General features: G+C 58.6%; 19 protein-coding genes. 12 read left to right on the plus strand and 7 right to left on the minus strand.

Annotation, left to right across the window (positions count from 1 at the left end; all coding sequences use genetic code 11):
• Window positions 1–82: 82 nt before the first annotated feature.
• The 5 genes from dusB (at window position 83) to ntrX (ending at window position 7,312) form a co-directional block, all read left to right on the plus strand.
• Window positions 83–1,066 (plus strand): tRNA dihydrouridine synthase DusB, encoded by a 984-nt coding sequence (gene dusB, locus AC2FFA_RS05180; RefSeq protein ID WP_496850330.1) that lies wholly within the window; start codon window positions 83–85, stop codon window positions 1,064–1,066.
• Window positions 1,063–2,151: a two-component system sensor histidine kinase NtrB gene (locus AC2FFA_RS05185; RefSeq protein ID WP_117868779.1), complete on the plus strand. Its 1,089-nt coding sequence runs from the start codon at window positions 1,063–1,065 to the stop codon at window positions 2,149–2,151. Before dusB ends, AC2FFA_RS05185 begins: the two co-directional genes overlap by 4 nt.
• A complete protein-coding gene (locus tag AC2FFA_RS05190) occupies window positions 2,151–3,518 on the plus strand; it encodes a response regulator (RefSeq protein WP_299893740.1) in 1,368 nt (455 codons plus the stop codon). The genes AC2FFA_RS05185 and AC2FFA_RS05190 overlap by 1 nt, the downstream gene beginning before the upstream one ends.
• Window positions 3,519–3,641: 123 nt before the next feature.
• Complete coding sequence (locus AC2FFA_RS05195) at window positions 3,642–5,906, plus strand: sensor histidine kinase NtrY-like (protein ID WP_496850392.1); 2,265 nt, start codon at window positions 3,642–3,644, stop codon at window positions 5,904–5,906.
• A complete protein-coding gene (gene ntrX / locus AC2FFA_RS05200; protein WP_117868782.1) occupies window positions 5,903–7,312 on the plus strand; it encodes a nitrogen assimilation response regulator NtrX in 1,410 nt (469 codons plus the stop codon). The genes AC2FFA_RS05195 and ntrX overlap by 4 nt, the downstream gene beginning before the upstream one ends.
• Before the next feature lie 77 nt (window positions 7,313–7,389).
• On the opposite strand, the gene AC2FFA_RS05205 is transcribed toward ntrX, so the two are convergent.
• Complete coding sequence (locus AC2FFA_RS05205; RefSeq protein ID WP_171632096.1) at window positions 7,390–7,869, minus strand: hypothetical protein; 480 nt, start codon at window positions 7,867–7,869, stop codon at window positions 7,390–7,392.
• Between the two features lie 96 nt (window positions 7,870–7,965).
• Between AC2FFA_RS05205 and trkA the strand changes: the two genes are divergently transcribed.
• The 5 genes from trkA (at window position 7,966) to AC2FFA_RS05230 (ending at window position 12,849) form a co-directional block, all read left to right on the plus strand.
• A complete protein-coding gene (gene trkA, locus AC2FFA_RS05210; protein ID WP_496676491.1) occupies window positions 7,966–9,342 on the plus strand; it encodes a Trk system potassium transporter TrkA in 1,377 nt (458 codons plus the stop codon).
• On the plus strand, window positions 9,342–10,880 hold the full coding sequence (locus AC2FFA_RS05215; RefSeq protein ID WP_117868784.1) for a TrkH family potassium uptake protein: 1,539 nt from the start codon (window positions 9,342–9,344) through the stop codon (window positions 10,878–10,880). The genes trkA and AC2FFA_RS05215 overlap by 1 nt, the downstream gene beginning before the upstream one ends.
• A gap of 132 nt (window positions 10,881–11,012) precedes the next feature.
• Entirely contained in the window at window positions 11,013–11,252 is a 240-nt protein-coding gene (hfq, locus tag AC2FFA_RS05220; RefSeq protein WP_005982826.1) for an RNA chaperone Hfq, read from the plus strand.
• On the plus strand, window positions 11,252–12,529 hold the full coding sequence (gene hflX / locus AC2FFA_RS05225) for a GTPase HflX (RefSeq protein WP_496850334.1): 1,278 nt from the start codon (window positions 11,252–11,254) through the stop codon (window positions 12,527–12,529). The genes hfq and hflX overlap by 1 nt, the downstream gene beginning before the upstream one ends.
• Window positions 12,530–12,543: 14 nt before the next feature.
• Complete coding sequence (locus AC2FFA_RS05230) at window positions 12,544–12,849, plus strand: putative quinol monooxygenase (protein ID WP_117872735.1); 306 nt, start codon at window positions 12,544–12,546, stop codon at window positions 12,847–12,849.
• 1 nt (window position 12,850) lies between these two features.
• Here the strand turns inward: AC2FFA_RS05230 and AC2FFA_RS05235 are convergent, their stop codons facing one another.
• The 4 genes from AC2FFA_RS05235 to hemB form a co-directional block, all read right to left on the minus strand.
• Complete coding sequence (locus AC2FFA_RS05235) at window positions 12,851–13,246, minus strand: SgcJ/EcaC family oxidoreductase (RefSeq protein WP_496676480.1); 396 nt, start codon at window positions 13,244–13,246, stop codon at window positions 12,851–12,853.
• Between the two features lie 109 nt (window positions 13,247–13,355).
• Window positions 13,356–15,818: a penicillin acylase family protein gene (locus tag AC2FFA_RS05240; protein ID WP_496850336.1), complete on the minus strand. Its 2,463-nt coding sequence runs from the start codon at window positions 15,816–15,818 to the stop codon at window positions 13,356–13,358.
• 168 nt (window positions 15,819–15,986) lie between these two features.
• On the minus strand, window positions 15,987–16,559 hold the full coding sequence (locus tag AC2FFA_RS05245) for a lipid-binding SYLF domain-containing protein (RefSeq protein ID WP_117868788.1): 573 nt from the start codon (window positions 16,557–16,559) through the stop codon (window positions 15,987–15,989).
• Window positions 16,560–16,701: 142 nt separating this feature from the next.
• Window positions 16,702–17,700 (minus strand): porphobilinogen synthase, encoded by a 999-nt coding sequence (gene hemB, locus AC2FFA_RS05250; protein ID WP_496850338.1) that lies wholly within the window; start codon window positions 17,698–17,700, stop codon window positions 16,702–16,704.
• A 120-nt stretch (window positions 17,701–17,820) separates the two neighbouring features.
• On the opposite strand from hemB, the gene AC2FFA_RS05255 reads away from it, so the two are divergent.
• Complete coding sequence (locus tag AC2FFA_RS05255) at window positions 17,821–18,345, plus strand: component of SufBCD complex (RefSeq protein WP_496676474.1); 525 nt, start codon at window positions 17,821–17,823, stop codon at window positions 18,343–18,345.
• 21 nt (window positions 18,346–18,366) lie between these two features.
• A complete protein-coding gene (gene mfd, locus AC2FFA_RS05260) occupies window positions 18,367–21,825 on the plus strand; it encodes a transcription-repair coupling factor (RefSeq protein WP_496850340.1) in 3,459 nt (1,152 codons plus the stop codon).
• A gap of 144 nt (window positions 21,826–21,969) precedes the next feature.
• On the opposite strand, the gene AC2FFA_RS05265 is transcribed toward mfd, so the two are convergent.
• Both AC2FFA_RS05265 and AC2FFA_RS05270 read right to left on the minus strand, forming a co-directional pair.
• Window positions 21,970–23,628 (minus strand): tetratricopeptide repeat protein, encoded by a 1,659-nt coding sequence (locus AC2FFA_RS05265; protein WP_496676470.1) that lies wholly within the window; start codon window positions 23,626–23,628, stop codon window positions 21,970–21,972.
• 58 nt (window positions 23,629–23,686) lie between these two features.
• A complete protein-coding gene (locus AC2FFA_RS05270) occupies window positions 23,687–24,895 on the minus strand; it encodes a multidrug effflux MFS transporter (RefSeq protein ID WP_299893715.1) in 1,209 nt (402 codons plus the stop codon).
• Between the last annotated feature and the right edge of the window lie 67 nt (window positions 24,896–24,962).

The raw sequence follows: 24,962 nt of genomic DNA on the forward strand, positions 1-24,962 counted from the left end.
TGCGGGCTTGTTACGCGCTACTTTGTTGTTCATATGCGCAGAAAACGATATCAAAACCACAACTGCCCAAGGATTAAGCACGTTGACTTTGCATCTTTCTGACAAGGAAGTCGCGCCGCCTGTTTTGCTGGCGCCCATGGCCGGAATCACCGACCGCCCGTTTCGCGATCTGGTGATGCGCTTTGGTGCGGGCATGGTGGTCAGTGAAATGGTAGCCAGTCAAGAGATGGTGCAGGCCAAACCAGGCGTGCGGGAGCGGGCGGAACTGTCCGCGGACGTTGAAAACACCGCCGTACAACTGGCAGGTCGCGAGGCGCATTGGATGGCCGAGGCGGCCCGTCAGGTCGCCGACCGTGGCGCGCGTGTGATCGACATCAACATGGGGTGCCCCGCCAAGAAGGTAACAAACGGTTACTCCGGCTCGGCCCTTCTGAAAACGCCGGATCACGCGCTTGCACTGATTGAGGCCGTGGTGGGCGCGGTCGATCTGCCGGTGACGCTGAAAACCCGGTTGGGATGGGACGACAATCTGTTGAACGCGCCCGACGTGGCGCGCCGCGCTCAAGACGCGGGTATTCAGATGGTCACGATCCATGGCCGCACACGCTGTCAGTTCTACAAGGGTCACGCCGATTGGCAGGCGATCCGGGCGGTGAAAGAGGCCGTATCGATCCCGGTCATCGCGAACGGAGATATCGTGGACACTGCCGCCGCGCGAACCGCGTTGCGCCAGTCCGGCGCGGATGGGGTGATGGTTGGCCGTGGTGCTCAGGGCAAGCCCTGGCTGTTGGCGCAAATCTGTCACGACCTGTACGGGGCCGAGACACCCGACATTCCGACCGGTCATGATCTGATTGATATGGTTTGCGCGCATTATCAGTCGATGCTGGATTTCTACGGCACCGATCTGGGTCTGCGTGTCGCCCGCAAGCATCTGGGGTGGTACATGGACGAAGCCGCAACACCTGCGCCTCTGCGCCGGGCGGTCCTGACGTCACGCGATCCGGGGGAAGTGCTGCGCCTGTTGGCGGATGCGCTCAGCGACACGGACGAGGTGGCGGCATGAATTCTGACACCAGCATCTGGAACTCGCTGCCGGTTCCGGCGTTCATTATTGATGAAAAGGACTGGATATCCGATGTGAATGCTGCGGGTGAGGGGTTTCTGAACGCGTCGCGCAAATCGGTGATCGGCCATCCTGTGTGGGATCAGATTGCCGTGGACGCACCGTTGGAAGAGGCATTTGAGCGCGCCCGTTGGCAGGGCACACCTTTGTTCGTGAATGATGTGGATGTGGGATCGGGTAGCCGGGCACCGCTGCAATGCGCGTTGCAGATTGCGCCTTTGGTTGGGCATCCGGGTTCCATGATCATGATCATCTCGCCTCGCGAGCTGGCAGGTCGGATGACGCGCGGAAACACGGTCAAGTCGGCAGCACAATCCGCCATCGGCATGGCCGAGATGCTGGCACATGAGATCAAGAACCCGCTGGCCGGGATCACCGGTGCCGCGCAGTTGCTTAGCATGAATATACCGCCGCAAGATCTTGAACTGACTGACCTTATTGTCGCCGAAAGCCGCCGGATCGTGAAGTTGCTGGAACAGGTCGAGCAATTCGGCAATCTGCAGAAACCGGACTTCAAACCGGTCAACATCCACGATGTGCTGGATCGCGCAAGACGGTCCGCGTTGCTGGGGTTTGGTGCGGATATGACGATCATCGAAGACTATGACCCGTCGCTGCCGCTGGCCTATGGAGACCCGGACCAGTTTCTGCAAGTGGTCCTGAACCTGCTTAAGAATGCGTCCGAGGCGGCGGGACCACAGGGTGGAACGATTCGTCTGCGCACCTATTTCGAACATTCCTTCCGGCTGCGTCGCAGTGACGGGTCGGGGCATTCGCTGCCCTTGCAGATCGAGATTATCGACGATGGTCCGGGGCTGCCTGAAAACATCCGTGGCGACATTTTCGATCCGTTCGTATCCGGCAGGGAAAACGGCACCGGCCTGGGTTTGGCGCTGGTCAGCAAGATCATATCGGACCATGACGGCTGGATTTCGGCCGAATCCGTTCCCGGGCGTACGGTATTCAAACTGTCGCTGCGCCGCGCGCCGCGAGATACAATCGACGACATGAAGGAGAGCACCTGATGGATGGCACCGTACTGGTTGCGGACGACGATCGCACGATCCGCACTGTTCTGACGCAGGCCCTGACGCGTGCCGGGTGCAAGGTGCACGCGACCTCTTCGCTGACCACTCTGATGCGCTGGGTCAGCGAGGGGAAGGGGGACGTGGTGATTTCGGACGTGGTCATGCCGGATGGAAACGGTCTAGAGATGCTGCCGAAGATTGCCGAAGACCGCCCCGGTTTGCCGGTGATCGTGATTTCCGCACAAAACACTATCATGACGGCGATTCAGGCAACTGAGGCGGACGCCTACGACTATCTGCCCAAACCGTTCGACCTGCCGGATCTGATGAAACGTACGGCTCGGGCGCTGGATCAGAAACAACGTGCCCAGCCAGTACCAACCGAAGGCACAAGCGAGCGCCCAGAAGAGCTGCCTCTGGTCGGGCGTACACCGGTGATGCAGGCCCTTTACCGATTGGTCGCACGGGTGATGAACACGGATCTCTCGGTCATGATTTCTGGTGAAAGTGGCACGGGCAAGTCACTGATTGCGCGGGCTATTCACGATTTCTCCGACCGTCGAACCTTGCCCTTTGTCACAGTCACAGCTGCTGAACTGCGCGATCTGGAAGGCCCGGCGCGCGTGATGGCGCGGGTTCGCGGCGGCACGCTGTTGATAGATGAAATCGCAGATATCGAGGATGAAGTTCAGGCGCGCATCGTGCGCATGATGGACACACCGGGCGATCACGTTCCTCGCTTCATGGCCACCAGCCAAACAGACCTGACCGAAGGGATGGAGAACGGACGTATCCGCCAGGACCTTTATTATCGTCTGTGTGGGGCCACGATCCACGTACCGTCATTGCGAGAAAGGGTGGACGACATTCCGTTGCTGGCCGAGCATTTTCTGACGCGGGAAGAGCGGGAAAACGGCACCAAGCGCTGGCTCAGCCCCGAGGCGGTGGAGTTGGTGCGGCGCTATTCCTGGCCTGGGAACGTACGGCAACTGGAAAATGCCGTGCGCCGGTTGGGTCTGACCAGCAGGGCTGATGAAATTTCGAAAACCGAAGTGGAAATGGTGCTGGGCAGCCAACCCGAGGCAGAACCGGTCCTGAGCGGTGGAGAACGCGAAAAGCTGTCGACCTCGGTCGAGCGTCACCTGCGGAGGTATTTTGATCTGCATGGCAACATTCTGCCTCCCCCGGGTCTGTATCAGCGCATATTGCGTGAAGTTGAGGCCCCACTGATCGAAATCGCACTGGATGCAACTGGCGGAAATCAGGCGAAATGTGCCGATCTTTTGGGAATCAACCGAAATACGCTGCGAAAAAAGATTACTGATCTCGATATTCAGGTGACACGTCGACGCAAACTGATGTAATATCGCCACACAAACCGTGGCATCCCGGCATCTGTTGGGAAAAGATCACGATATATGGCGGTAAGCCGCGCAAGCGGCACATCAGGATGAGGGCAGACAGTGGCAACCCGAGCACAGAGCGGGATGATCCCATCGATCAGTCGATGGAGTAAATCACGGAAACTGCGCAATTTTGGCACTTTGGGGCTGGTCCTCATGGGCCCCGTTCTGGCGCTGGCCACTTACCTTGTTATCGGTCCCTTTGATCTTGGCGCGACAGCTCCAACCTTGCGACTGATTCTGTTGGCCGACCTTGTATACGTTCTGGTTGTTGCAGCACTTGTGCTTGGACAGGTTGGCAGCTTGATTGCCGCACGTCGGGCGAAATCGGCGGGCTCGCGCCTGCATTTGCGCCTGATCGGGGCGTTTACACTGCTGGCGCTGGTTCCAACCGTAACCGTAGCGATATTTGCCGGATTGACCGTCAACATCGGCCTTGAGGGCTGGTTTTCCGACCGGGTGCGTCAGGTTGTGGGATCTTCGCTGACCGCAGCAGAAGCCTATGAACAGGAACACCGTCGTGGATTGACACAAGACGCGTCTGTTCTGGCGCGATATCTGGATAATGCGCGATCGCTGGATTTCTATATCTCGGACGCAGAACTGCGCGAAGTTCTGGCGCAGGGGCAGGCTCAGATTCAACGGGGGCTGCGCGAAGCCTATGTCATCGACGGCGGTGGCGAAATCAAATCGCGTGGCGATCGGTCCTACCTGTTCAACTACGAAGCCCCAACCGCCGAGCAGCTTGCTGAAGCCGCCGACAAGGGCCTGCTGATCATTGCCGACTGGCCCAACAATGAGTTCCGTGCGCTGGTCCCTCTCAAAGCCTTTCTGGACCGCTACCTCTATGTCAGCCGCGAGGTGGACGGACAGTTGTTGACCCTGCTGGACGATACCAAGGAAACGGCACAGTTCTACCAGCAGCTTGAAAGTGAACGGGGCAGGGTGTTGTTCGAGTTCGGCCTTTTGTATCTGGGCTTTGCCTTGATCCTAATCCTTGCGGCAATGTCCTTGGGCATGTGGTTTGCCGAACGGCTGTCGCGTCCCGTGGGACGGTTGACCACTGCGGCACAGCGGGTTGGGGCCGGTGATCTGAGCGTTCAGGTTATTGAAGAAGCCAGCGATGACGAAATCGCGATGCTGGGCCGGTATTTCAACCAGATGACCAGGCAGTTGAAAGGGCAGCGGGATACGTTGTTGGAGAACACGCGGCAGATTGAAAGCCGACGCCGTCTGTTTGACTCGGTGCTCAGCTCGGTCACGTCCGGTGTCGTTGGCGTAGATCCGGAAGGATGCATCACATTCGTGAACCGTTCTGCCGAGCGGTTGCTGGATTGGACCCGGGGCGAGCAGCATCTGGCCATTGGCATTGCAGTGCCAGAGTTCCTGCCCTTGTTTGAAAGCCTGAAAGACAGCGGGCAAGAGGCCGTTCAGGGAGAAATCAAGGTGACCCGCAAGGGGCGGCTTGAGAACCTTTTGGTCCGTATGGCCATCCGGCGCGGAGAAGACGGGGGCCTTGAAGGATATGTGGTTGCCTTTGATGACGTAACCGATCTGGTCAGCGCCCAACGGATGGCGGCTTGGGGCGATGTGGCCCGCCGCATCGCGCATGAGATCAAGAACCCTCTGACCCCGATTCAGCTGAGCGCGGAACGGATCAAGCGCAAGTTCTCGCGCAAACTGGACGAGGAAGATAGCAGCAGTCTGGATTCGATGACCAACGTGATTGTGCGGCAGACCAACGATCTGCGTCGCATCGTGGATGAATTCTCGAAGTTTGCACGGATGCCTGAACCCGAACGCAGGGAAGAGAACCTTGTTGATCTGGTGCGTGAGGCGGTCCTGTTGCAACAGGCTGGGCAACCGGATGTGCTGATCGATGCCGATCTGCCGCAACAGCCTATCATGGCTGATGTGGATGCAACCATGCTGAACCAGGCGCTTACCAACCTTATCAAGAATGCCGGGGAAGCCATTGTAACTCTTAAGAAAAAAGGGGCTCCCGACAACCTTCAGCCACAGATCAAAGTGGCGGTTACCAGTGATGATGCGGGTACGGTCATCACCATTGCAGATAACGGGATCGGTCTGCCCGAGGATCGGGCACGGCTGTTTGAACCCTATGTAACGACACGTGACGAAGGGACCGGGCTGGGCCTGCCCATCGTCAAGAAGATCATTGAAGAGCATGGCGGCGCGCTGACCCTCGAGGACGCGCCCGTATTTGACGGACAGGACCATTTTGGCGCGATGGCCGTGATCCGATTGCCGGGGGTTACCATGTCCCCAACGGCAGCGCCACAGAAGCAGGCAATTAGAACCAACAAACTGAAAGCAGGCCAAAGATGAGTGACATTCTGATCGTAGATGACGAACGCGATATTCGCGAGCTGGTGTCCGACATTCTGGAGGACGAAGGCTATTCCACCCGGCTGGCGGCCAACTCGGACGAGTGCATGGCGTCAATCAACTCTGAACCGCCGGGGCTGTTGATCCTGGATATCTGGCTGAAAGACAGCCGCATGGATGGCATCGACATCCTGAAAGCAGTGAAACGTGACAACCCGGATGTACCGGTGGTGATCATTTCGGGCCATGGCAACATCGAAATTGCCGTCGCTGCAATCAAGCAGGGTGCGTATGATTTTATCGAAAAGCCTTTTAACATTGACCAATTGATGGTGGTGATCCGCCGTGCGATGGAGACCTCTCGCCTGCGTCGCGAAAATGCGTCTCTGAAGCGGAAAGAAGTCAACAATTCAGACATGATCGGCAAATCCGCTGCGTTCCGCGCCATGCAGGGGCAGTTGGACAAGGTGACCAAGTCAAATGGCCGCGTGATGCTCAGCGGTCCTGCAGGTTCCGGCAAGGAGATTGCAGCGCGGTACATCCATGCCCACTCCAACCGCGCCAACGGGCCTTTTATCACCGTAAACTGTGCCGGGATCGAGCCTGAGCGTGTCGAAGAGGTTCTGTTTGGTCGGGAATCGGCGGAACGTGGCGTGGAATCCGGACTGTTGGAAGAGGCACATGGTGGTGTGGTCTATTTTGACGAAGTTGCCGACATGCCCCTTGGCACTCAATCCAAAATCCTGCGAGTGCTGGTAGATCAGCAATTCCAGCGCGTCGGTGGAAGTGACAAGGTGCGCGTGGACCTTCGCGTGATCTCGTCGACAAACAAGGATCTTGATGAGGAAATCGCCGCCGAGCGGTTCCGGGAAGAGCTGTACCACCGTCTGAATGTTGTCCCGATAGCAGTTCCGTCACTGGAAGATCGGCGCGAAGATATTCCGGTTCTGGCGCAGCACTTCATTGAGATGTGCAACGAAACCCAGGGTTTGCCGATCCGGGAATTGTCGGAAGAGGCCGTTGCCCTTCTGCAGACAATGACCTGGCCCGGCAACGTGCGCCAGCTCAAGAACCTGATCGAGCGTGTTCTGATCCTGGGCGATGGATCCGGCCCGATTGAGGCGCGCGAGCTACCCAATGAAGAAGAAAAGGCTGAAGAGACCGGTCGTGTTGTGTTGTCTGGCGCACTGGCCACCTTGCCGCTGCGCGAAGCCCGCGAGGCGTTCGAGCGAGAGTATCTGCTGACTCAGATCAACCGGTTTGGCGGCAATATCAGTCGCACGGCCAGCTTTGTTGGCATGGAGCGCAGCGCGTTGCATCGGAAGTTGAAGTCGCTGGGGGTGGTGACTTCGAACAAATCCGGCGCGCGTGTTGCGCAAATTGATGAACCTGAACCGGCAGAATAGTCTGCCGGTCGCACGGTCTCAGGTTGGGCTTGACCCAACTTGAAAGTGCAGGCCGTGCACACGAAAAACATCAGGCATCAGCCGGCCTGACCGGGCGTTATGATCTGAAATGAGCCGTCATCGAATTTCACAAAGCACGAGGCGCTGTTGAGCGGCGGCAAAGTGGTGGTGCGGGTTGCGGGCACGCGTGATTTCACGTTCTGCTTGCACGGCGGCAGGCTGACTGGTCGAAACCCTTTCTGGGCCATGCATTGCGCTTCGACCGTGTTGCGCAAGCCTTGGTTTACATCCACGGTATAGACCCTGCCAGGCTGCCACCAGCCGGGCGATTGATAGCAACGACCTCTGCCGTCGCAATACGTGCGCCCGGGCCAGTAGGTTGGCGGGCTTTGGCGGATCTGATTGGCGACCGGGACCTCTTTGACCGCCTTGAGCTGGCATTGGGTGGTCTCTTTTTGCAGGCGCGATACGGTTTCACCCTCGCGATAGTAGAGCGAAAGCGGTCCGCAAGAAGACAATACCATCAGAGGTAGCAGCATAGGAAACAGCGTTTTCATATGCTTATCTTGCCGCAGCTGGGCTGTGATGACAATTCAATTGACCGCTTTGGGGGCATCTGTCATTCAATCCCTTCAGGCAGAAGGGCCAGAAGCATGAAGGTCATTATTTGCGGTGCGGGTCAGGTTGGCTGGCAGATCGCGCGGCATCTTTCGGGCGAGCTGAACGATGTTACCGTCGTGGACAACAATCCCGACCTCGTAAGGCGGGCGACGGAAACGCTGGATGTGCAGGGGATCGCCGGGTTTGCAAGTTACCCGGACGTGCTGGAACGGGCAGGGGCGCGTGACGCCGACATGATCATTGCCGCCACCCATTCGGACGAGGTGAACATGGTCACCTGCCAGATGGCGCACTCGGTCTTTTCGATCCAGCGCAAGATTGCGCGCCTGCGGTCGAAATCCTATCTAGAGGCGATTCACTCGGATCTCTACCGTCGTGATCATCTGCCGATTGATGTGGTGATCAGTCCCGAACGCGAAGTTGCCGCCGCCGCCATGCGCCGCCTGTCTGCCCCATCCGCCTTTGACACCGAGATTTTCATGGATGGCAAGGCGCAGCTGCTGGGAGTGCGGGTGGAAGAGGATTGCCCGATCATAAACACACCGTTGCGGCAGCTTACGGATCTGTTCTCGACCCTCAGTTCCATTGTGGTTGGGGTGAGGCGCGAAGGTACGCTGTTTGCCCCCGAGTCGGAAGATCAGCTGTTTGTGGGCGACGAGTGTTATGTCTTTACCAACGTCAAGGACGTGGATCGCACCATGGAGGTGTTTGGCAAGGCGCAGAAGCGGCAGGATCGTGTGGTGATCGTGGGCGGCGGAAATGTCGGGCTGGAAGTGGCCAGAACCCTGGAAGAACGCGAAAGCCGTGTGCGGGCCAAGATCATCGAACGCGACCGCCATTGCGCTGAACTCGCCGCCGAAGCTCTGGAACGGACGATTGTGTTGCATGGCGACGGGCTGGATGCGGGGTTGCTGAGCGAAGCAGGGATCGAGCGGGCCGATGCGATGCTGGCGGTTACGGATGACGACCGTACGAACATGCTGGCCGCGGTGCGTGCCAAGGCCGAAGGGTGTGCTCTGGCGATTGCGTTGATCAACGACCCCAGCATGGTGGCCCTGATGGGGCCTCTGGGGATCGATGCCTATATCAATCCGCGGGCGACAACCGTGAGCTCGATCCTGCGACACATCCGCCATGGGCGGGTGCGTCAGGTCTATTCAATCGGGGACGCCGAGGCTGAGGTGATCGAGGCCGAGGTTCTGTCGACCTCGCCTATGGCCGGGCAACGTCTGCGCGATATCGACTTCCCCGAGGGTGTGCTTGTGGGCGCGGTGCGCAAGGGAGACGACGTTCTGCGACCGACCGGCAGCCTGCGGATCGATGAAAAGGACGTGGTCGCAATCTTTGCCATGGCCAAGGACGTGCCAGAGGTTGAACGCCTGATGCAGGTTTCAATCGATTTCTTCTGATGGCGCATGCGAGGACACAACGGGTTGGTTTGTTGCGGCGGTTGCCGTTATTTCTGCTGATCTGGGGCATAGCGTCACTGGCCATGTGGATTCCGGCGATTTACGCGCTGGCACTGGACGATCACGACACGTCACGGTCCTTTCTGTATTCCGGGATTCTGGGTTTGTTTCTGGTCGCTACGATCGCGATGGCGTCCTCCAACCGCATACCCCGGCGCGGGACGTTGGGGCAGTTGGCGGTGATGCTGGCCTGTTTTACCCTCCTGCCCATTTTTCTTGCGATCCCGTTTCACGATGCACTTGGAACGACCATCTTCCTGAACGCCTATTTCGATATGGTCAGTGCCCTGACAACCACCGGGGCGGACCTGTTTCCTGACCCGGCCCGACTGTCGGCCCCGCTGCATTTGTGGCGCGCCATGGTCGGTTGGATGGGAGGCTTGCTGATGTGGATCGCTGCCGCCGCGATCCTTGCGCCACTGTCGCTTGGCGGGTTCGAGGTCACTGCCAGTGGGCAACCGGGGCGCCCGGTGTCGGGTGTGGCGCAAAGCGAACGCGTGGATCCGCGTGGTCGTCTGATCCGTGTCGCGAAGACCCTGACACCGGTTTATGTCGGGCTGACTGCCGTGATCTGGGTTCTTCTGCTGATTGCTGGCGAAGTCGGTCTGACGGCTGTGTGTCATGCAATGGCAGTTATGGCCACGTCCGGCATCTCACCGGTCGGTGGGATGGAGGGGGCGCAGGCCGGTTTTACGGGCGAGGCCATTCTGTTCCTGTTCCTGTTCTTCGCGCTCTCGCGCCTGACTTTTTCAAAGGATACCGCCACAACGGGTTATTCCCGTCTGGATGCGGACCCAGAATTTCGTATTGGCCTGATGATTGTACTTGCTGTCGCGATCCTGTTGTTCTTCCGCGTTGTTGCGGGCGTGACAGAAATCGGTGGTCAACTGGAACCATTGCAGGCGTTGCAAGTCATCTGGGGGATGCTGTTCACCACTCTCGCCTTCCTGACAACAGCCGGATTCGAAAGCGCGAACTGGAACGACGCTCAGCAACTGTCAGGTTTGGGAACGCCTGGTTTGCTATTGATGGGGCTGGCATTGATCGGCGGCGGGGTCGCGACAACGGCCGGGGGGGTCAAACTGTTACGGGTCTTCGCCCTGTATCTGAATGGCGCGCGTGAGATTGATCGCCTGATCTATCCTTCGTCCATCAGCAGTGCAGGGGGCGGAAACCGTCGCATTCAAAGCGACGGGGCGTTCATCGCCTGGATATTCCTGATGCTTTTTGCGCTGACCCTTGCCGTGTTCAACCTTCTGCTGGCGGCAATGGGGTCCGGGTTCGAACAGGCCATGGTGCTCAGCGTTGCCACGCTCAGCACGACGGGACCATTGATCGACCTGGCCACGGACGTTCCAATTCGCCTGATCGACCTCTCCGCTGGTGCCAAACTGACGTTGTGCGCGGCGATGGTCGTAGGTCGTCTGGAAACGCTGGCGATTATTGCCCTGATCACCCCGTCGCTTTGGCGGGATTGAGCCGGGTGCAACTTGCGGTCGCTAACGCCTGATTTTTCATCTGGAATATCTGTGCGTAGCACTCCATACTCTGCCGGAGGGAGCGCGTTGGTCCGCAGCGCGTAGCAAGAACAATGGCGAGATTATAAAAATATGGCTTCGGACAGACAGAATCTTCAGGATGCCTTCCTGAACAATGTACGGAAAGCTAAGGTTCCGGTCACGATTTTCCTGATCAACGGCGTGAAATTGCAGGGTGTTATTACCTGGTTCGACAATTTTTGCGTATTGTTGCGCCGCGACGGACAGTCGCAGTTGGTATACAAACACGCGATTTCGACCATCATGCCGTCGCAGCCGATCAATCTGTATGAGGGCGAAGACGCCTCTTGATGGAACATGACCGGATGCGCACCCGGGCCTGGGTGCTGCATCCCGAAATCAAATCAGATGAACAGCGCCGTGTCCCTGAACCGGCGCTGGAAGAGGCGGTCGCACTGGCCGCTGCATTGCCCGATCTGGATGTGATCGGATCCGAAACCGTGCGACTTCAACGCGCGCAGGCCGGGTATTTGTTCGGCAGCGGCAAGATTGAAGAACTTGGCGAGCGTTTTCACGACAACGAAGTTGAGCTGGTTCTGATCGACGGGCCGGTGACACCGGTGCAGCAGCGCAATCTGGAAAAGGCATGGAAGGTCAAGATCCTCGACCGGACCGGGTTGATCCTTGAGATTTTCAGCGACCGAGCCCGCACGCGGGAAGGGGTGTTGCAGGTCGAGATGGCGGCGCTCAGCTATCAGCGGACGCGGCTTGTACGGGCCTGGACCCACCTTGAACGTCAGCGCGGTGGTTTGGGATTTGTCGGCGGACCCGGTGAAACCCAAATCGAAGCCGACCGTCGTGCCATTGACGAGCAACTGGTGCGTTTGCGGCGTCAGTTGCAGAAGGTGGTCAAGACCCGGACATTGCACCGGGCCGCCCGGGCCAAGGTGCCGTATCCAATCGTCGCACTCGTGGGCTACACAAACGCAGGCAAATCCACGCTGTTCAATCACCTGACCGGGGCCGAGGTGATGGCCAAGGACATGCTGTTTGCCACACTGGATCCAACCATGCGCCGCGTGCAATTGCCCGATGGTCCCGAAGTGATCCTGTCAGACACGGTGGGCTTTATCTCGAACCTTCCGACCGAGCTTGTGGCGGCCTTCCGTGCGACGCTGGAAGAGGTCTTGGGGGCCGATCTGATCGTCCATGTGCGTGATATCAGCCATGAGGAAACGGAGGCGCAGGCGCAGGATGTCGAGGCGATCCTGACCTCGCTGGGTGTCGACGACGAGCGGCCCCGGCTTGAGGTCTGGAACAAGATAGACTTGCTGAGCGCCGATGAGCGCGAGGCGACGCTGGCTCGCGCGGAACGAGATCCTGAGATTTTTGCCATTTCTGCTGTAACCGGCGAAGGGATCGCACCTTTGCTGTCCGAGATCGCGATGCGCCTGCAAGGTGCACGGCGTGAGGCAGTTCTGGACCTGTCTTTCGCTGACGGTAACAAGCGGGCCTGGCTGTTCCGTCAGGATGTTGTACGCAACGAAGAACAAACCGAAGACGGGTTTCGTATCACCGTTTTGTGGACCGAGAAACAAGCGGCTCAGTTCGAGGCGCTGAAGAATTAGCGGTGGAACTGGATATGTCTGACAAGCCGGACCACAGAGTGTTCCTGAACGGCCATATCGATGTGCCTGCGGACCGGCTGGAAGGGGTGCGCGCGGCGTTGCCGGACCATGTAAAACTGACCCGCGCGGAAGAGGGCTGCATTTCTTTCGACGTGATCGAGGATCAGAGCAGGCCGGGTCGGTTCGACGTGTCAGAAGTGTTTGCAGATCAGCAAGCGTTCGATGCGCATCAGGCGAGGGCGCAGGCATCTGACTGGGCTCGGGTCACTCAGGGGATACCGCGACACTACAGGATAGAAAGCGCATCCAACGGGGGGTAGGTCAGGCCCCGTCTATCTGTCGTTGATAGTCATCCGCGTCGAACCAGCCTGTTGATGATTGTACAAGGTAGTCCGGCGTCAGTTCCCATTCCTCCCATCCACGCGTGACAACGTGATTGCCGGTCTCGGCGTGGTGCCCTTCGCGTGTCCAGACGAAAATGGCACGAGTTCCGGCCCATCGCATCATGTCACAGCGCACTTCCAGATCCGGAAAACTGGCGTAAGTTTCGCGCACCAGGTTGGCGATTGCTTCGCGTCCTTTGGCTGGTTCGCTATCGTTGAAGGTGATCTGTCCGTCACGTGCAAAGAAACCGGCAACTGCGTCAGCGTCGCCAGAGCTCCATGCGATTGCGTAGTCGCGCGCAAGATTATTTAGGACATCCCGAATACTGGCCATACTCGTCCCCCTTTGGTCCCACATAATCAGTCCGATAATGTTAGGCGAATTTGACCTTGGGCGCCACGAGGCGTGGAAAATCGGGGCGGGGACTTGCCGAATAGGCGGATTATCGCGGGATCAGATTGGTTGTTCCGACAGCCGCGGCGCGGGCCAGATCAAGATCCAGTGACATGGGGATGTATTCGCCACGCCGCCACAACTGCGCCTGATCGTCATAGTAGCGTGACAGGAAATGACCCGATTGCCCGGTCGCCGTAATGAAGACCGAGCTGTTGGGGTCGGCGAAGTCATAAACCCCGCGATACCCGGCGCCGTGCACATTCTGGAACGGATCCGGCCCTTCGCCCGACGTGCGGCCTCGCAGCAGTGTGTTGTCGCCGCCACTGGTCGATTGGTGAATGTTAACAAAAAACCGCAATATGGGGGCGGATCCCAGCACGGGATGATCATGAGTTGCCTGATGCGCGTCGCCCCAACGCAGAGATTCAAGCGCGCTGCCATATCGTTCGGAGATCCAGATCAGCGCGTCGTCCAGCGCGAGCCGTGCCATTTCCGTGCAAGTCTCAACCGGTGCGCTTTGAATCACGTCGCACCAGACACCAGCGCCGTCAATTTCGCGATAGACCCGCTCGATGAACAGCGGTTCGACATGTTTGTATTCGCTGGCCAGTGGCCCAAGCTCGTCCGAGATCAGCCGGATTTGCAGCGCACGCAGCCAGGCCGCATAGATCAACGGCTCGGGCAGGTGTTCGTTCATCTCACCGTTCCAGTCCGCCAGCAGCGACAGCGCGATCTGGCGCTGACGCTCCAGAGTTCCTTCAGGGGCCGAAGCCCCGGTAAACCACAGATCGGCACCTATCAGCGGCAGCAGGGACCGCGCAGTAAAGCTGACCGTGTCCAATTGCGCTTCGATAAAACTGTCGCGGGTATGCACCTCGCGCGATTGCATCAGGCGTTCCCAGCGATGCACGCGCTGCGTATCGCCCCATTCATACGAGACGTGCTCTGGAAACGGGCGGTCGATGATCTTGTTGTTCGTGTTGCCAAGAACACCGCCGACGGGGGCCACGAATTCCGGGTTGTCGGCATAGGGCAGGCGGCCTTGCCAGCGATTGGCTTCGATCCAGCCGGGCGAGGGGATACGCCCACGGCTTTGGTTTTGCAGATCACGCCGTGGCATGGCGCCGATCAGCTTCATCCCAATCGTCATCTTGTCGACCAGCGACAGATTCTGAGAAGGCGCGATGAACTGTTTACCGACCGCGATGGCCTGTTCCACGTTGTCGGCGTTCATCAGAGCCATGGACGCCGACATCGACGTGTCTTGCGGGCTGAGCGCCGTCCAGGACAGAGATGCCACGTGGCCCGGCGGCGTGATGGTTTCCAGCTTGTAGTCCGTGCCCGGCAGCACCGGCCCATTGTCCGTCCAACGCAGGGTCAGCGTAACCGGAGCCTCACCCTTGATCTCGATGATCGAAGGGCGGGTCTGGAATTCCTTGAAGCCGGTTGGGGTCAGGTATTCCTCGGGGTTGTCAGGATTGAGCTGCTCGATATGAACGTCCTGATCGTCAAGATACGAGGATGTAAGTCCCCATCCCAACCGGTCGCTGCGTCCGGTCATGATGGCGGGCACACCCGGAATAGAGGCCCCGATGACACCGCCTTTTTTCAGATCGAGATGCGCCAGGTACCAAATCCCGGGAGCAGTGAAACCCAAATGAGGGTCGTTGGCCAACAGAGTCCCGCCACTTGCAGAACGTGACGGCGCGGCGGTCCAGGCGTTTGAAGCTCCGGCCAGACCACGTTTGGGAAGGGGTGAAAGAGGTGTTTCGGGAATATCCGTTCCCGCCGCATAACGCGGAAGATTTGGGAACAGCGTGGCATATTCCGGCAACGCCGCGATGCCGGGCCCGGGAACGTCGGGCAGGATATCCGCCAGACGATCGGGGTTGTTCAGCATCAGCGACGTGCGCGCACGCAGAACTTCATCGGTCAGGTGGCCTGACAGTTGCAGCGCCATCAGCTTGATCATCGCGATACTGTCACCCGGTTGCCAGGGTGAGACCGGAGCGTTGAACAGGAACATCTCAGGTGCGCCGCGACCCAGCGCCTCTTCGTTGATCTCGGTCAGACGGGCATTGACCCCGGCGGAATAGGCACGCAAGGCGGCCTTGGTATAATCGTCCTGCACCTCGACCGAGCGGTGAGCCAGCCCATAAAGGTCCAATCTGCGCAGCAGCTTGTCGATGTGAAGCGTGCGAGGGCCAAAAACCTCGGACAGACGGCCTTGCGCGGTACGGCGCATGACCGTCATCTGCCACAGTCGATCCTGTGCATGGGCATATCCCAATCCAAAAAACACATCGGGATCGGTCTGGCCCAGAATATGTGGCACGTTGGCGGTGTCGCGTACGATTTCGACCGGGGCGGTCAAACCGTTAACCTCAAGCGTTTGGTCATAGTCCGGCAGGGATTGGCTGGCCAGAAAATAGACAAGGCCCATAGCGGCGAGGATCAGGATGATCAGACCCGACGCGATGCGCACCAGCCAGCGGAAAACAAGACCCATTACTGCCCCAGATTCTTATTAAGTGAACGTTGGTCTGAGACTAGAGGATGGTCGGTCTGACCGAAAGAGGAACGCGGCAAGAACCTGCGCGGGGAGGGTTGAAATTAAATGCCCCGCCGCAGTGTTGCGCTGCGACGGGGCCGTGTGTGGGGGAAGTGGTAATCCGGGTTATGGAATGATGCGGGTGTATTTCGTTCCTTCGACGGTTGCGCCGATCTGAAGGCCAGCTTGCCCGAAGATCGCGGCCAGAACGGGGCTGCGCAGAGTCGTGGTGTCGGTCGACAACGAGTCGCCCTGATCGCTGACCACATATCCGATGTCGGCCCCGGCGGTCCAACCGCTTGAACGACGGAAATCATTCAGCGCGTCTTCTGTCATGAAGAACAGCACATGCGCATATTGCTGAGCGCCGATCTGCAATCCGGCGGTGCCTTTGACGGCCGAGTAGTAGTCGACTGTAGCGCCGTTGATACGCAACGCGCCGCGGCCATAGCCGCCGCCGAATACAAACCCCGCCTCGGTGATCAATGGCATGACAAGCAAGCCGTTGGCTTTGTTCGCGATTTCCACGGTGTTGGGGTATCGGCTGTACATCTCGGTCAGCGTGGCATCGACGCGGGCGTCGATCGTGGCCGAGTTAGAATTGCCGACGCCGTTGCCGCAGGCAGCGGTCAGGGTCAGGCCTGCCATGCCCAAGGCAAAGCCGCGACGGTTCAGTCGGGGGGAGTTGGAACTGCTCATGGTTTTTTTCTCTGTAACTGTGCCTGATATGTCGGGTGATCCCGATCTTGCTGGCAAGGATACGCCGATTAGGGCGATGTGTCACGGGAAAGCTGCCCGCTGAAGGGGATTTGTCGGCGAAAAGTTGCGACTCTTCGGGGTTTTAGCCTTGCAAGATGCGGGCAACCTGAGGTGAGAAATAGGTCAGAATGCCATCGCATCCTGCGCGCTTGAAGGCCAGCAGGCTTTCAAGCATTGCCTTTTCTCCGTCGATCCAGCCATTCTGGGCGGCAGCCTGGATCATCGCGTATTCGCCCGAGACCTGGTAGGCATAGGTGGGTGCGCCGAAACTGTCTTTCACACGACGACAGATATCCAGATAGGGCATTCCGGGTTTGATCATCACCATGTCCGCGCCCTCGGTCAGGTCACGCTCGATCAGGCGCAACGCCTCGTCCGAGTTGGCAGGATCCATCTGGTAGGTTTTCTTGTCACCGGTCAGCGCGCCTGACGCGCCGACGGCGTCGCGGAAGGGGCCGTAAAAAGCGCTGGCGTATTTCGCGGCATAGCTGAGGATCATCACGTTGTGATGCCCGGCGCCTTCCAATGCGCGGCGCATCTCCCCGATCCGGCCGTCCATCATGTCCGACGGCCCGATGATGTCGGCTCCGGCGTCGGCCTGGGCAAGGGTCATCTTGACCAGCGCTTCGATGGTCTGATCATTCACGATCTCGCCGTCGACGACGTATCCGTCATGACCATTTATATTGTACGGGTCCAGCGCCACGTCTGTCATCACCGCGATGTCAGGGGCTGCCGCCTTGATCGCCCGGATGGCCCGGTTCGACAGGTTGTCAGGGTTCCAGGCCTCGGCGCAGTCTTCTGTTTTCAGCGCAGAATCCGTATAGGGAAAGATGCATATCGCGGGGATTCCAAGCGCCTGCGCTTCGATGGCCGCTTTTGCAATCAGATCCACCGAACGGCGGACCACGCCCGGCATCGAGGGTATGGGCTCTTCAATCCCTTCACCGTCGCGTACGAAAACGGGCCAGATCAGGTCATCCGTGGTCAAGGTGTTCTCGCGCACAAGCCCGCGAATTGCCTGAGATTGACGGGCACGCCGAAAGCGGGTCATGGGATAGGGTGCAATGGTCGGTTTCATGGCGCGTTCTCCTTGAACATTCGTGCATTGGGTGGCATGAATTCACAAAGGTCTCAAGGGTATCAATGGACGCGGGAGCGTGGCAGAACCTCTCTGAGAGGTTTGAATAAAGGGTTGGGTTTGGACTGGTACTCTTCGATCTTTGAAGTCATCGACATGCGCAGCTTCTCGAATCTCTGGTTCTGGATCGTGCTGGCGGTTGTCTGGTCATCGGCAAGCCACTGGGTGATGGGTATTCCCTACGATCTGGTGGTTCGTGCCCGACGCATTGGCGGGCAGGTCGAGATCGACCTTCTGGACATCGTTCGCATACACACCAACCGAATACTGTTGATCGTCGACATGTCCGGCACCATCTTACTGGCATTTGGGTGTTTTTTGTTCACCGGCTTGGCCACGCTGGGGTTCTACTATGGGGTCGAGTTCGCACAGGCCGTGTTTCTGCTTTTGTTTCCATTGACGCTTGTTCTGCTGGTGAACATCGTGCATGCACGACGATTGCGGCGGCAGGAACTGACGCTCGACTCCGTTTCGAAAACCATTGCGCGCTGTCGGCTTTATACTCAGATCATAGGCATGATCTCGATACTGGTCACTTCGTTCTGGGGCATGTATCAGAACATCTCGATTGGCGTTCTGGGATAGCAAAATCTGAAAGGCGAGGCGATGAAGGCTCCGAACCACGTGACAGTTGGCGGCGCCCCTGAAGGGTTTGACGCGCAGCTTGTGCTGAACGAAATCGCCCGCAGCAACGGGCCGGTGGCCCATGTCGCGCGAGATGACAAGCGGATGGAGGCGATGCGCGCTGCGCTGGCTTTCTTTGCCCCCGACATGCCGGTCTTCGTGTTTCCTGGCTGGGATTGTCTGCCCTATGACCGGGTGTCCCCCAATGCGGATATCTCGGCGGCCCGCGTTGCCACGCTGGCTGCGCTGGTTCACCAGATGCCGCAGAAATTCGTGTTGTTGACGACATTGAATGCGGCTACCCAACGCGTCCCGGCGCGAGACGTGTTGCGCGAGGCGGCTTTTACTGCCCGCGTCGATCAGCGCATTGACGAGACCGCGCTGCGCAACTTCCTGGTGCGCATGGGGTTCACGCAAAGCCCCACCGTGATGGAGCCGGGCGATTATGCCATTCGAGGCGGTATCATCGACATCTTCCCGCCGGGTGAATCGGGCCCTGTCCGTCTGGACTTGTTCGGAGATGTACTGGACGGCGCGCGCCGTTTTGATCCCGTGTCTCAGCGCACGACCGAAAAGCTGGACGTGGTCGAACTTGCTCCGGTGTCCGAGGTCATTCTGGATGACGCGGCCATCACACGGTTCCGCCAGAACTATCGCATTGAATTCGGCGCTGCCGGCACCGATGATCCGCTTTACGAGGCTGTAAGCGCCGGTCGCAAACATCAGGGCATCGAACATTGGCTGCCATTCTTCCACGACAAGCTTGAAACGCTGTTTGATTATTTGCCGGATGCCACGATCACTGTCGATGATCAGGTTACACCGGCCAGACTGGCCCGATGGGACACGATTGCCGATCAATATGAAACCCGGCGACTGGCGCTGGAAAACCGATCCCGTATGGATACGGTCTACAAACCCACACCTCCGGGCCTGCTGTATCTCGATGATGCCGCGTGGGAGGCGGCCGTCGGAGATCGGCGTGTCATGCAGTTCAGCCCCTTGCCGCAGGCGTCGGGCCCGGGTGTCATCGATGCGGGCGGGCGGATCGGGCGCAACTTTGCCCCCGAACGTCAGCAGGAAAGCATCAGCCTGTTCGGTGCTTTGGCCAGCCACATTGCAGCCAGGCTCGACAAAGGTCCGGTGCTGATTGCGTCCTATTCGGAAGGTGCGCGCGAACGTCTGACTGGCTTGATTGAGGATGAAGGTCTGGCCGAGGCGATTCCGATAACAAATGGCACACGTATCGGAAAGCGCGGCCTGCACCTTGCCGTCTGGGCGCTGGAGCACGGTTTTGAGGCCCCCGACTTGACGGTGATCGCCGAACAGGATGTTCTGGGCGACAGGCTGATCCGCCAACCCAAGAAGCGCCGCAAGGCCGAAAATTTCCTGACCGAGACCCAATCCCTCAGCCCCGGTGATCTGGTGGTGCATGTTGACCACGGGATCGGTCGTTACATGGGGATGGAGGTCGTCACGGCCGCCGGTGCCGCCCATGAATGTCTGCTGCTGGAATATGCCGAGCAGGCAAAGCTGTACCTGCCGGTCGAAAACATCGAACTGCTGTCGAAATACGGCCATGACGAAGGTCTTTTGGATCGACTTGGCGGCGGCGCATGGCAGGCCAAGAAAGCCAAGCTGAAAGAACGCATCCGCGAGATGGCCGACAAGCTGATCCGCATCGCGGCTGAACGTGCCTTGCGAAAAGCTCCGGTAATGGACCCACCTCCGCATGCATGGGAAGAGTTCAGCGCCCGTTTCCCATATCAGGAAACCGACGACCAGTTGAGCGCGATCTCGGATGTGATGGAGGACATGCACTCCGGCGCGCCGATGGACCGGCTGATCTGCGGTGACGTCGGCTTTGGCAAGACCGAGGTGGCAATGCGCGCCGCCTTTGTCGCCGCCATGTCCGGCGTGCAGGTGGCGGTCGTGGCACCAACAACACTGCTGGCCCGCCAGCACGCAGCAAGCTTCAGGGAACGGTTCCGTGGGTTTCCTCTGGAGGTTCGGCAATTGTCGCGCTTTGTCTCGGCGAAAGAGGCCCAGAAAACCCGCGACGGTTTGGCGCGCGGTACGGTGGATATCGTGATCGGGACCCATGCGCTGCTGGCCAAGAACATAAGGTTTAACAATCTGGGTCTGCTGATCATCGACGAGGAACAGCATTTCGGTGTCAGCCATAAGGAACGGCTGAAACAACTGCGCAGTGACATCCATGTACTTACACTGACCGCGACCCCGATTCCACGAACGCTGCAATTGTCGCTGACCGGGGTACGCGACCTGTCGATCATTGGCACCCCGCCCATCGACCGTCTGGCAATCAGAACCTATGTCAGCGAATTCGACGCGGTCACGATCCGAGAGGCGCTTCTGCGCGAACACTATCGTGGCGGCCAAAGCTTCTACGTCGTTCCCCGCATCTCGGACCTGCCCGAGATCGAGGAGTTTTTGAAAGAGCAGCTGCCGGAACTGACCTATGTGGTTGCACATGGGCAAATGGCAGCCGGTGAGCTCGATGATCGCATGAACGCGTTTTATGACGGTAAATACGATGTGCTGCTGGCTACAACGATTGTCGAAAGCGGGCTGGATATTCCAACGGCGAACACGATGGTTGTGCACCGCGCGGATATGTTCGGCCTTGCGCAGCTCTATCAGATCAGGGGTCGCGTTGGGCGCTCGAAAACTCGTGCCTATGCCTATCTGACCACCAAACCACGCCAGAAGCTGACCGCCACGGCCGAGAAACGCCTGCGTGTCCTGGGATCGCTGGACACGTTGGGCGCCGGGTTTACGCTGGCTTCTCAGGATCTCGACATTCGCGGCGCGGGGAACCTGCTGGGTGAAGAGCAGTCCGGCCAGATGCGTGACGTCGGCTATGAACTTTACCAATCCATGCTGGAAGAGGCGATTGCCAAGATCAAAGCGGGTGAAATGGAGGGGCTGTCGGATGCTGATGACCAGTGGGCCCCGCAGATCAATCTGGGCGTGCCGGTTCTGATTCCCGAGGATTACGTACCCGATCTCGATGTTCGTCTGGGCCTTTACCGCCGCCTGTCATCGCTCTCGACCAAGGTTGAACTGGAGGGTTTTGCTGCGGAGTTGATCGACCGTTTTGGCAAATTGCCGAAAGAGGTTAACACTCTGATGCTGGTCGTGCGCATCAAGGCCATGTGCAAACGGGCGGGCATTGCCAAGCTGGACGGCGGCCCGAAAGGGGCGACGATCCAGTTCCACAATGACAAGTTCGCATCACCAGAAGGTTTGGTCGAGTTCATTCAAAACCAGCGCGGCATGGCCAAGGTCAAGGATAACAAGATCGTCGTGCGCCGGGATTGGAAGAAAGACAGCGACAAGATCAAAGGGGCCTTTGCGATTGCCCGCGACCTTGCTGAAAAAGTGGTCGCGGAAAAGAAAAAGGCCAAGGCAGGTTAAGCTGTGGGATTTGGACTTTGCCCCCGCCGCATGCTGTGCGTCTCGGCCGAGATCATTGCGGCCAGATGAACAAGGGATCCCAGCTTCATCTGACTGAAAGTATCCCCGCCGGAGGCATCGCGCGGCAGCGCGATCCAACACACCTCATTCACGCATTGCGGCCTGCGCGCAGAAACAGGACGCTGCAACCGCCCGATCTGCCCGGGCCAGAGCCAGATCCAGGCGTTGTTTGACCTGTAGGATTTCAACATCTTCCCCACGGGCTTTGAGACAATCGTACAGCCCCTTCAGGCTCCACACGTTGTCGGGATGGATCGAAGCGCGGCTGAGCGAGCCACCAAGGCCAAGATCTTCGCGATAGACAGCCTCTGCTTCTGCCGTATGACCTTGTTCGAACAGCAACGCGCCAAGCGCGTGGCGGGTGGGCTGCATCCAGCCCCAGGGCTCGTCATATGGAAGGGTGTCATCCAACTCGACCGAGCGGCGCAAATGGGCAAAAGCGATCTCAAAATTCCCCTTTCGGTACTCGATCTCACCACGCAGCATTTCCCGGGCAATTTCCAGCAGGTCTATCACGCGGTTGTTGTGCAACCTGCGCGTTTCCGGAACGCATTCCTTGGCTGCGAGAAACAGGTTCTCTTCCGCTTCAGCATGGGCAACATCACCAGTTGCGGCACGTGCGATGGCGCGGGCGTAGTGGGTCGTGGCCGTCAGGGTACGGTAGAGATCCGGATCGGAGGGCAGCTCCAGCGCCTTGGCCTCTTCCCAGCGACCAAAGCGGATCAGGATGTGCGGCCCCATGGACATGTAGCTTTCGAAGTAATCCGCCATGGGGGGGCTTTCGATACGAAGCATTTCTTCGGGCGTCGTTTCCCACAAACCCTGATTGGCGCGCAGGGCAGGTTCGATTTGTCCCAGAAACAGCGCGCCGTAGATGGCGAAGTGATAGTTGTGTTGGCGGTAGCCGGTGTAGATATTGAATGCCCCCTCGCGTTCGTAATACTTCAGATCGGCATCCGAGGCTTTTTCGTTCCAATGCACCACGTTGTGGTAGTGGCCGCAGAGGACGTCGATATGTGTCGGCATGTGAACGAGGTGGCCTGCATCAGGTACCAATGTGCGCAGGACATCACCGGCTTTCAGGGCTTTTTCCGGGGTGGGCGACATTTCCATCAGGTGAACATAAAGATGCAGCAGACCGGGATGCGACATGGCGGCCGGATCGCTGGCCATGGCTGTTTCCAATACTTCCTGAGCCTCAAGCGTTGCGGCGCCTTCAGCAGGCTGGCCGGTTTTCAGATCCCACATTTTCCAGGGCGTTAGGTTCAAAAGCGCTTCGACAAAGAGTGTGCGCAGGTCAAGGTGATCGGAGTGCGCAGCGAACGCCGCGCGCATCGCTTCGGCAAAATCGTGATCCCAAAGGTGCATGTCCTCGGCCGGATCCCGCTGCGGGTATCGCGCTGGAAGGGCCCGGATCAGTGCCTGCTCAACAGGCGTGCAGCCGTCAGCCAATTGAAGTGCGTTTTGCGTGGCATCATAAGCCAGCGCCAGCGCCTTGCTGCGTCCCTGCTCGTCCTGCAAGTCCCATGGCAGGTTGTAATTCGGTCCCGCCGCGTAGGCGACGCCCCAATATGCCATGGCGCATTGGGGGTCATGTTCAGCTGCGCGCTGGAAACAAACCACGGCTTCTTCGTGATTGTATCCATAGGTCCAGTTCAGGCCTCGGTCGAACCACAGCTGAGCCTCGGGAACGGAGGTCGTTACCGGACAGGAATAGCTGCCCAAATCATAGTATTCACGCATCAGAAGCCCTCCGCTCGGTTCAGGTCGAGAGTAGCGTGTTTCTGACGAGTCGCACAGATCAGGCTGGCAGACGCTCTTCGACGCGGCCCATATGCAGCATTAGCCCGAAGGCCAGAATGCACATGCTCAGGACGCCAAATGTCAAAGGCGCGATGGACCCATCGAAAAGCAATCCGATCGGCGCGGCAATAGCCGCAGCCAGAACCGTCGAAATGGATCCGATGACCGAGGCTGCCATTCCGGCAATATGCCCCATCGGCTCCATCGCGATGGCGTTCAGGTTGCCCAATGTTACCCCGGCCATGAAAAACACCATGGTTTGCCAGAATACAAACAGTGCAAATGAGGCGTCCGGCGAAAGGTGCATGGTGTTAAGCGTCATAACAAAAGCGGTGATCAGGATTTGTCCCCCCAGCGCCCATGTCACCATCCGGCGCATGCCCACACGCACCACAAGTGCTGCATTCAACAAGCTGGCCGACCCAGACATCAAAGCCACGAACCCAAACCAGAATGGAAAGCTGTCGGCACGGTCATGGATTACGTCATAGACTGGCTGAACCATTGTCAGCATGGTGAACAGCACCCCCATACACAGCGTCTGAACCATGATCGAAAGGCGGACAGTCGGATGGGTAAACATTTCTTTCGTGGCCGAGAGCATCAGCGGAAAGCGGAAGGGGCGACGGTTTTCTCGTGCCAGAGATTCCGGCAGGCGAACGCCCATCCAAGAGATGATGACCAACGCAAACAGAATGAACGATACAAAGATCCCGCGCCAGCCGAACAATGCGATCACACCCGCGCCCAGCATCGGTGCGGCTGCGGGTACCAACGTGAAAATCATCATCGCAATAGAGATGATCCGCGCCATTTCGCGACCCGAATACAAGTCGCGAATGATCGCCATGGCTACCACGCGTGGGCCAGCCGCGCCCAACCCCTGAACCACACGTGCGATCAATACCAGTTCCAGTGAGGAGCTGGCCCAGGCAACCGCTGAGGCCGCAATGTAAAGGGCTGCGCCACCGTAAATAACTGGCTTGCGTCCCAGAGCATCTGAGAGAGGGCCGGTAAAAAACGTTCCGATCCCCATCCCCAACACAAAAGACGTCAGGATCAGTTGCGCCCGATTGACATCATCTGGGCTGAGCTGCGCGCCGATCTCGGGCAGCGCAGGCAGCATTGAATCGATCGAAAAGGCGATGGTGGCGAACATCATTGCAATCAACGCAATGAATTCCGCCTTCGACATGCGATTAGCCATGAAGCACTCCTAACCCGTTCGCGCTATCACGGCGGGTCGGCATAGGCCAGACTGGAAATTTGCACAG

The organism is Ruegeria sp. YTSB088 (assembly GCF_059609825.1).

Excerpts from the sequence above, each read along its gene's own strand:
- AC2FFA_RS05185 (WP_117868779.1), top strand. The coding sequence starts at position 1,063 with ATGAATTCTGACACCAGCATCTGGAACTCGCTGCCGGTTCCGGCGTTC.
- AC2FFA_RS05190 (WP_299893740.1), top strand. The coding sequence starts at position 2,151 with ATGGATGGCACCGTACTGGTTGCGGACGACGATCGCACGATCCGCACT.
- AC2FFA_RS05195 (WP_496850392.1), top strand. The coding sequence starts at position 3,642 with ATGATCCCATCGATCAGTCGATGGAGTAAATCACGGAAACTGCGCAAT.
- ntrX (WP_117868782.1), top strand. The coding sequence starts at position 5,903 with ATGAGTGACATTCTGATCGTAGATGACGAACGCGATATTCGCGAGCTG.
- AC2FFA_RS05205 (WP_171632096.1), bottom strand. The coding sequence starts at position 7,869 with ATGAAAACGCTGTTTCCTATGCTGCTACCTCTGATGGTATTGTCTTCT.
- trkA (WP_496676491.1), top strand. The coding sequence starts at position 7,966 with ATGAAGGTCATTATTTGCGGTGCGGGTCAGGTTGGCTGGCAGATCGCG.
- AC2FFA_RS05215 (WP_117868784.1), top strand. The coding sequence starts at position 9,342 with ATGGCGCATGCGAGGACACAACGGGTTGGTTTGTTGCGGCGGTTGCCG.
- hfq (WP_005982826.1), top strand. The coding sequence starts at position 11,013 with ATGGCTTCGGACAGACAGAATCTTCAGGATGCCTTCCTGAACAATGTA.
- hflX (WP_496850334.1), top strand. The coding sequence starts at position 11,252 with ATGGAACATGACCGGATGCGCACCCGGGCCTGGGTGCTGCATCCCGAA.
- AC2FFA_RS05230 (WP_117872735.1), top strand. The coding sequence starts at position 12,544 with ATGTCTGACAAGCCGGACCACAGAGTGTTCCTGAACGGCCATATCGAT.
- AC2FFA_RS05235 (WP_496676480.1), bottom strand. The coding sequence starts at position 13,246 with ATGGCCAGTATTCGGGATGTCCTAAATAATCTTGCGCGCGACTACGCA.
- AC2FFA_RS05240 (WP_496850336.1), bottom strand. The coding sequence starts at position 15,818 with ATGGGTCTTGTTTTCCGCTGGCTGGTGCGCATCGCGTCGGGTCTGATC.
- AC2FFA_RS05245 (WP_117868788.1), bottom strand. The coding sequence starts at position 16,559 with ATGAGCAGTTCCAACTCCCCCCGACTGAACCGTCGCGGCTTTGCCTTG.
- hemB (WP_496850338.1), bottom strand. The coding sequence starts at position 17,700 with ATGAAACCGACCATTGCACCCTATCCCATGACCCGCTTTCGGCGTGCC.
- mfd (WP_496850340.1), top strand. The coding sequence starts at position 18,367 with ATGAAGGCTCCGAACCACGTGACAGTTGGCGGCGCCCCTGAAGGGTTT.
- AC2FFA_RS05265 (WP_496676470.1), bottom strand. The coding sequence starts at position 23,628 with ATGCGTGAATACTATGATTTGGGCAGCTATTCCTGTCCGGTAACGACC.
- AC2FFA_RS05270 (WP_299893715.1), bottom strand. The coding sequence starts at position 24,895 with ATGGCTAATCGCATGTCGAAGGCGGAATTCATTGCGTTGATTGCAATG.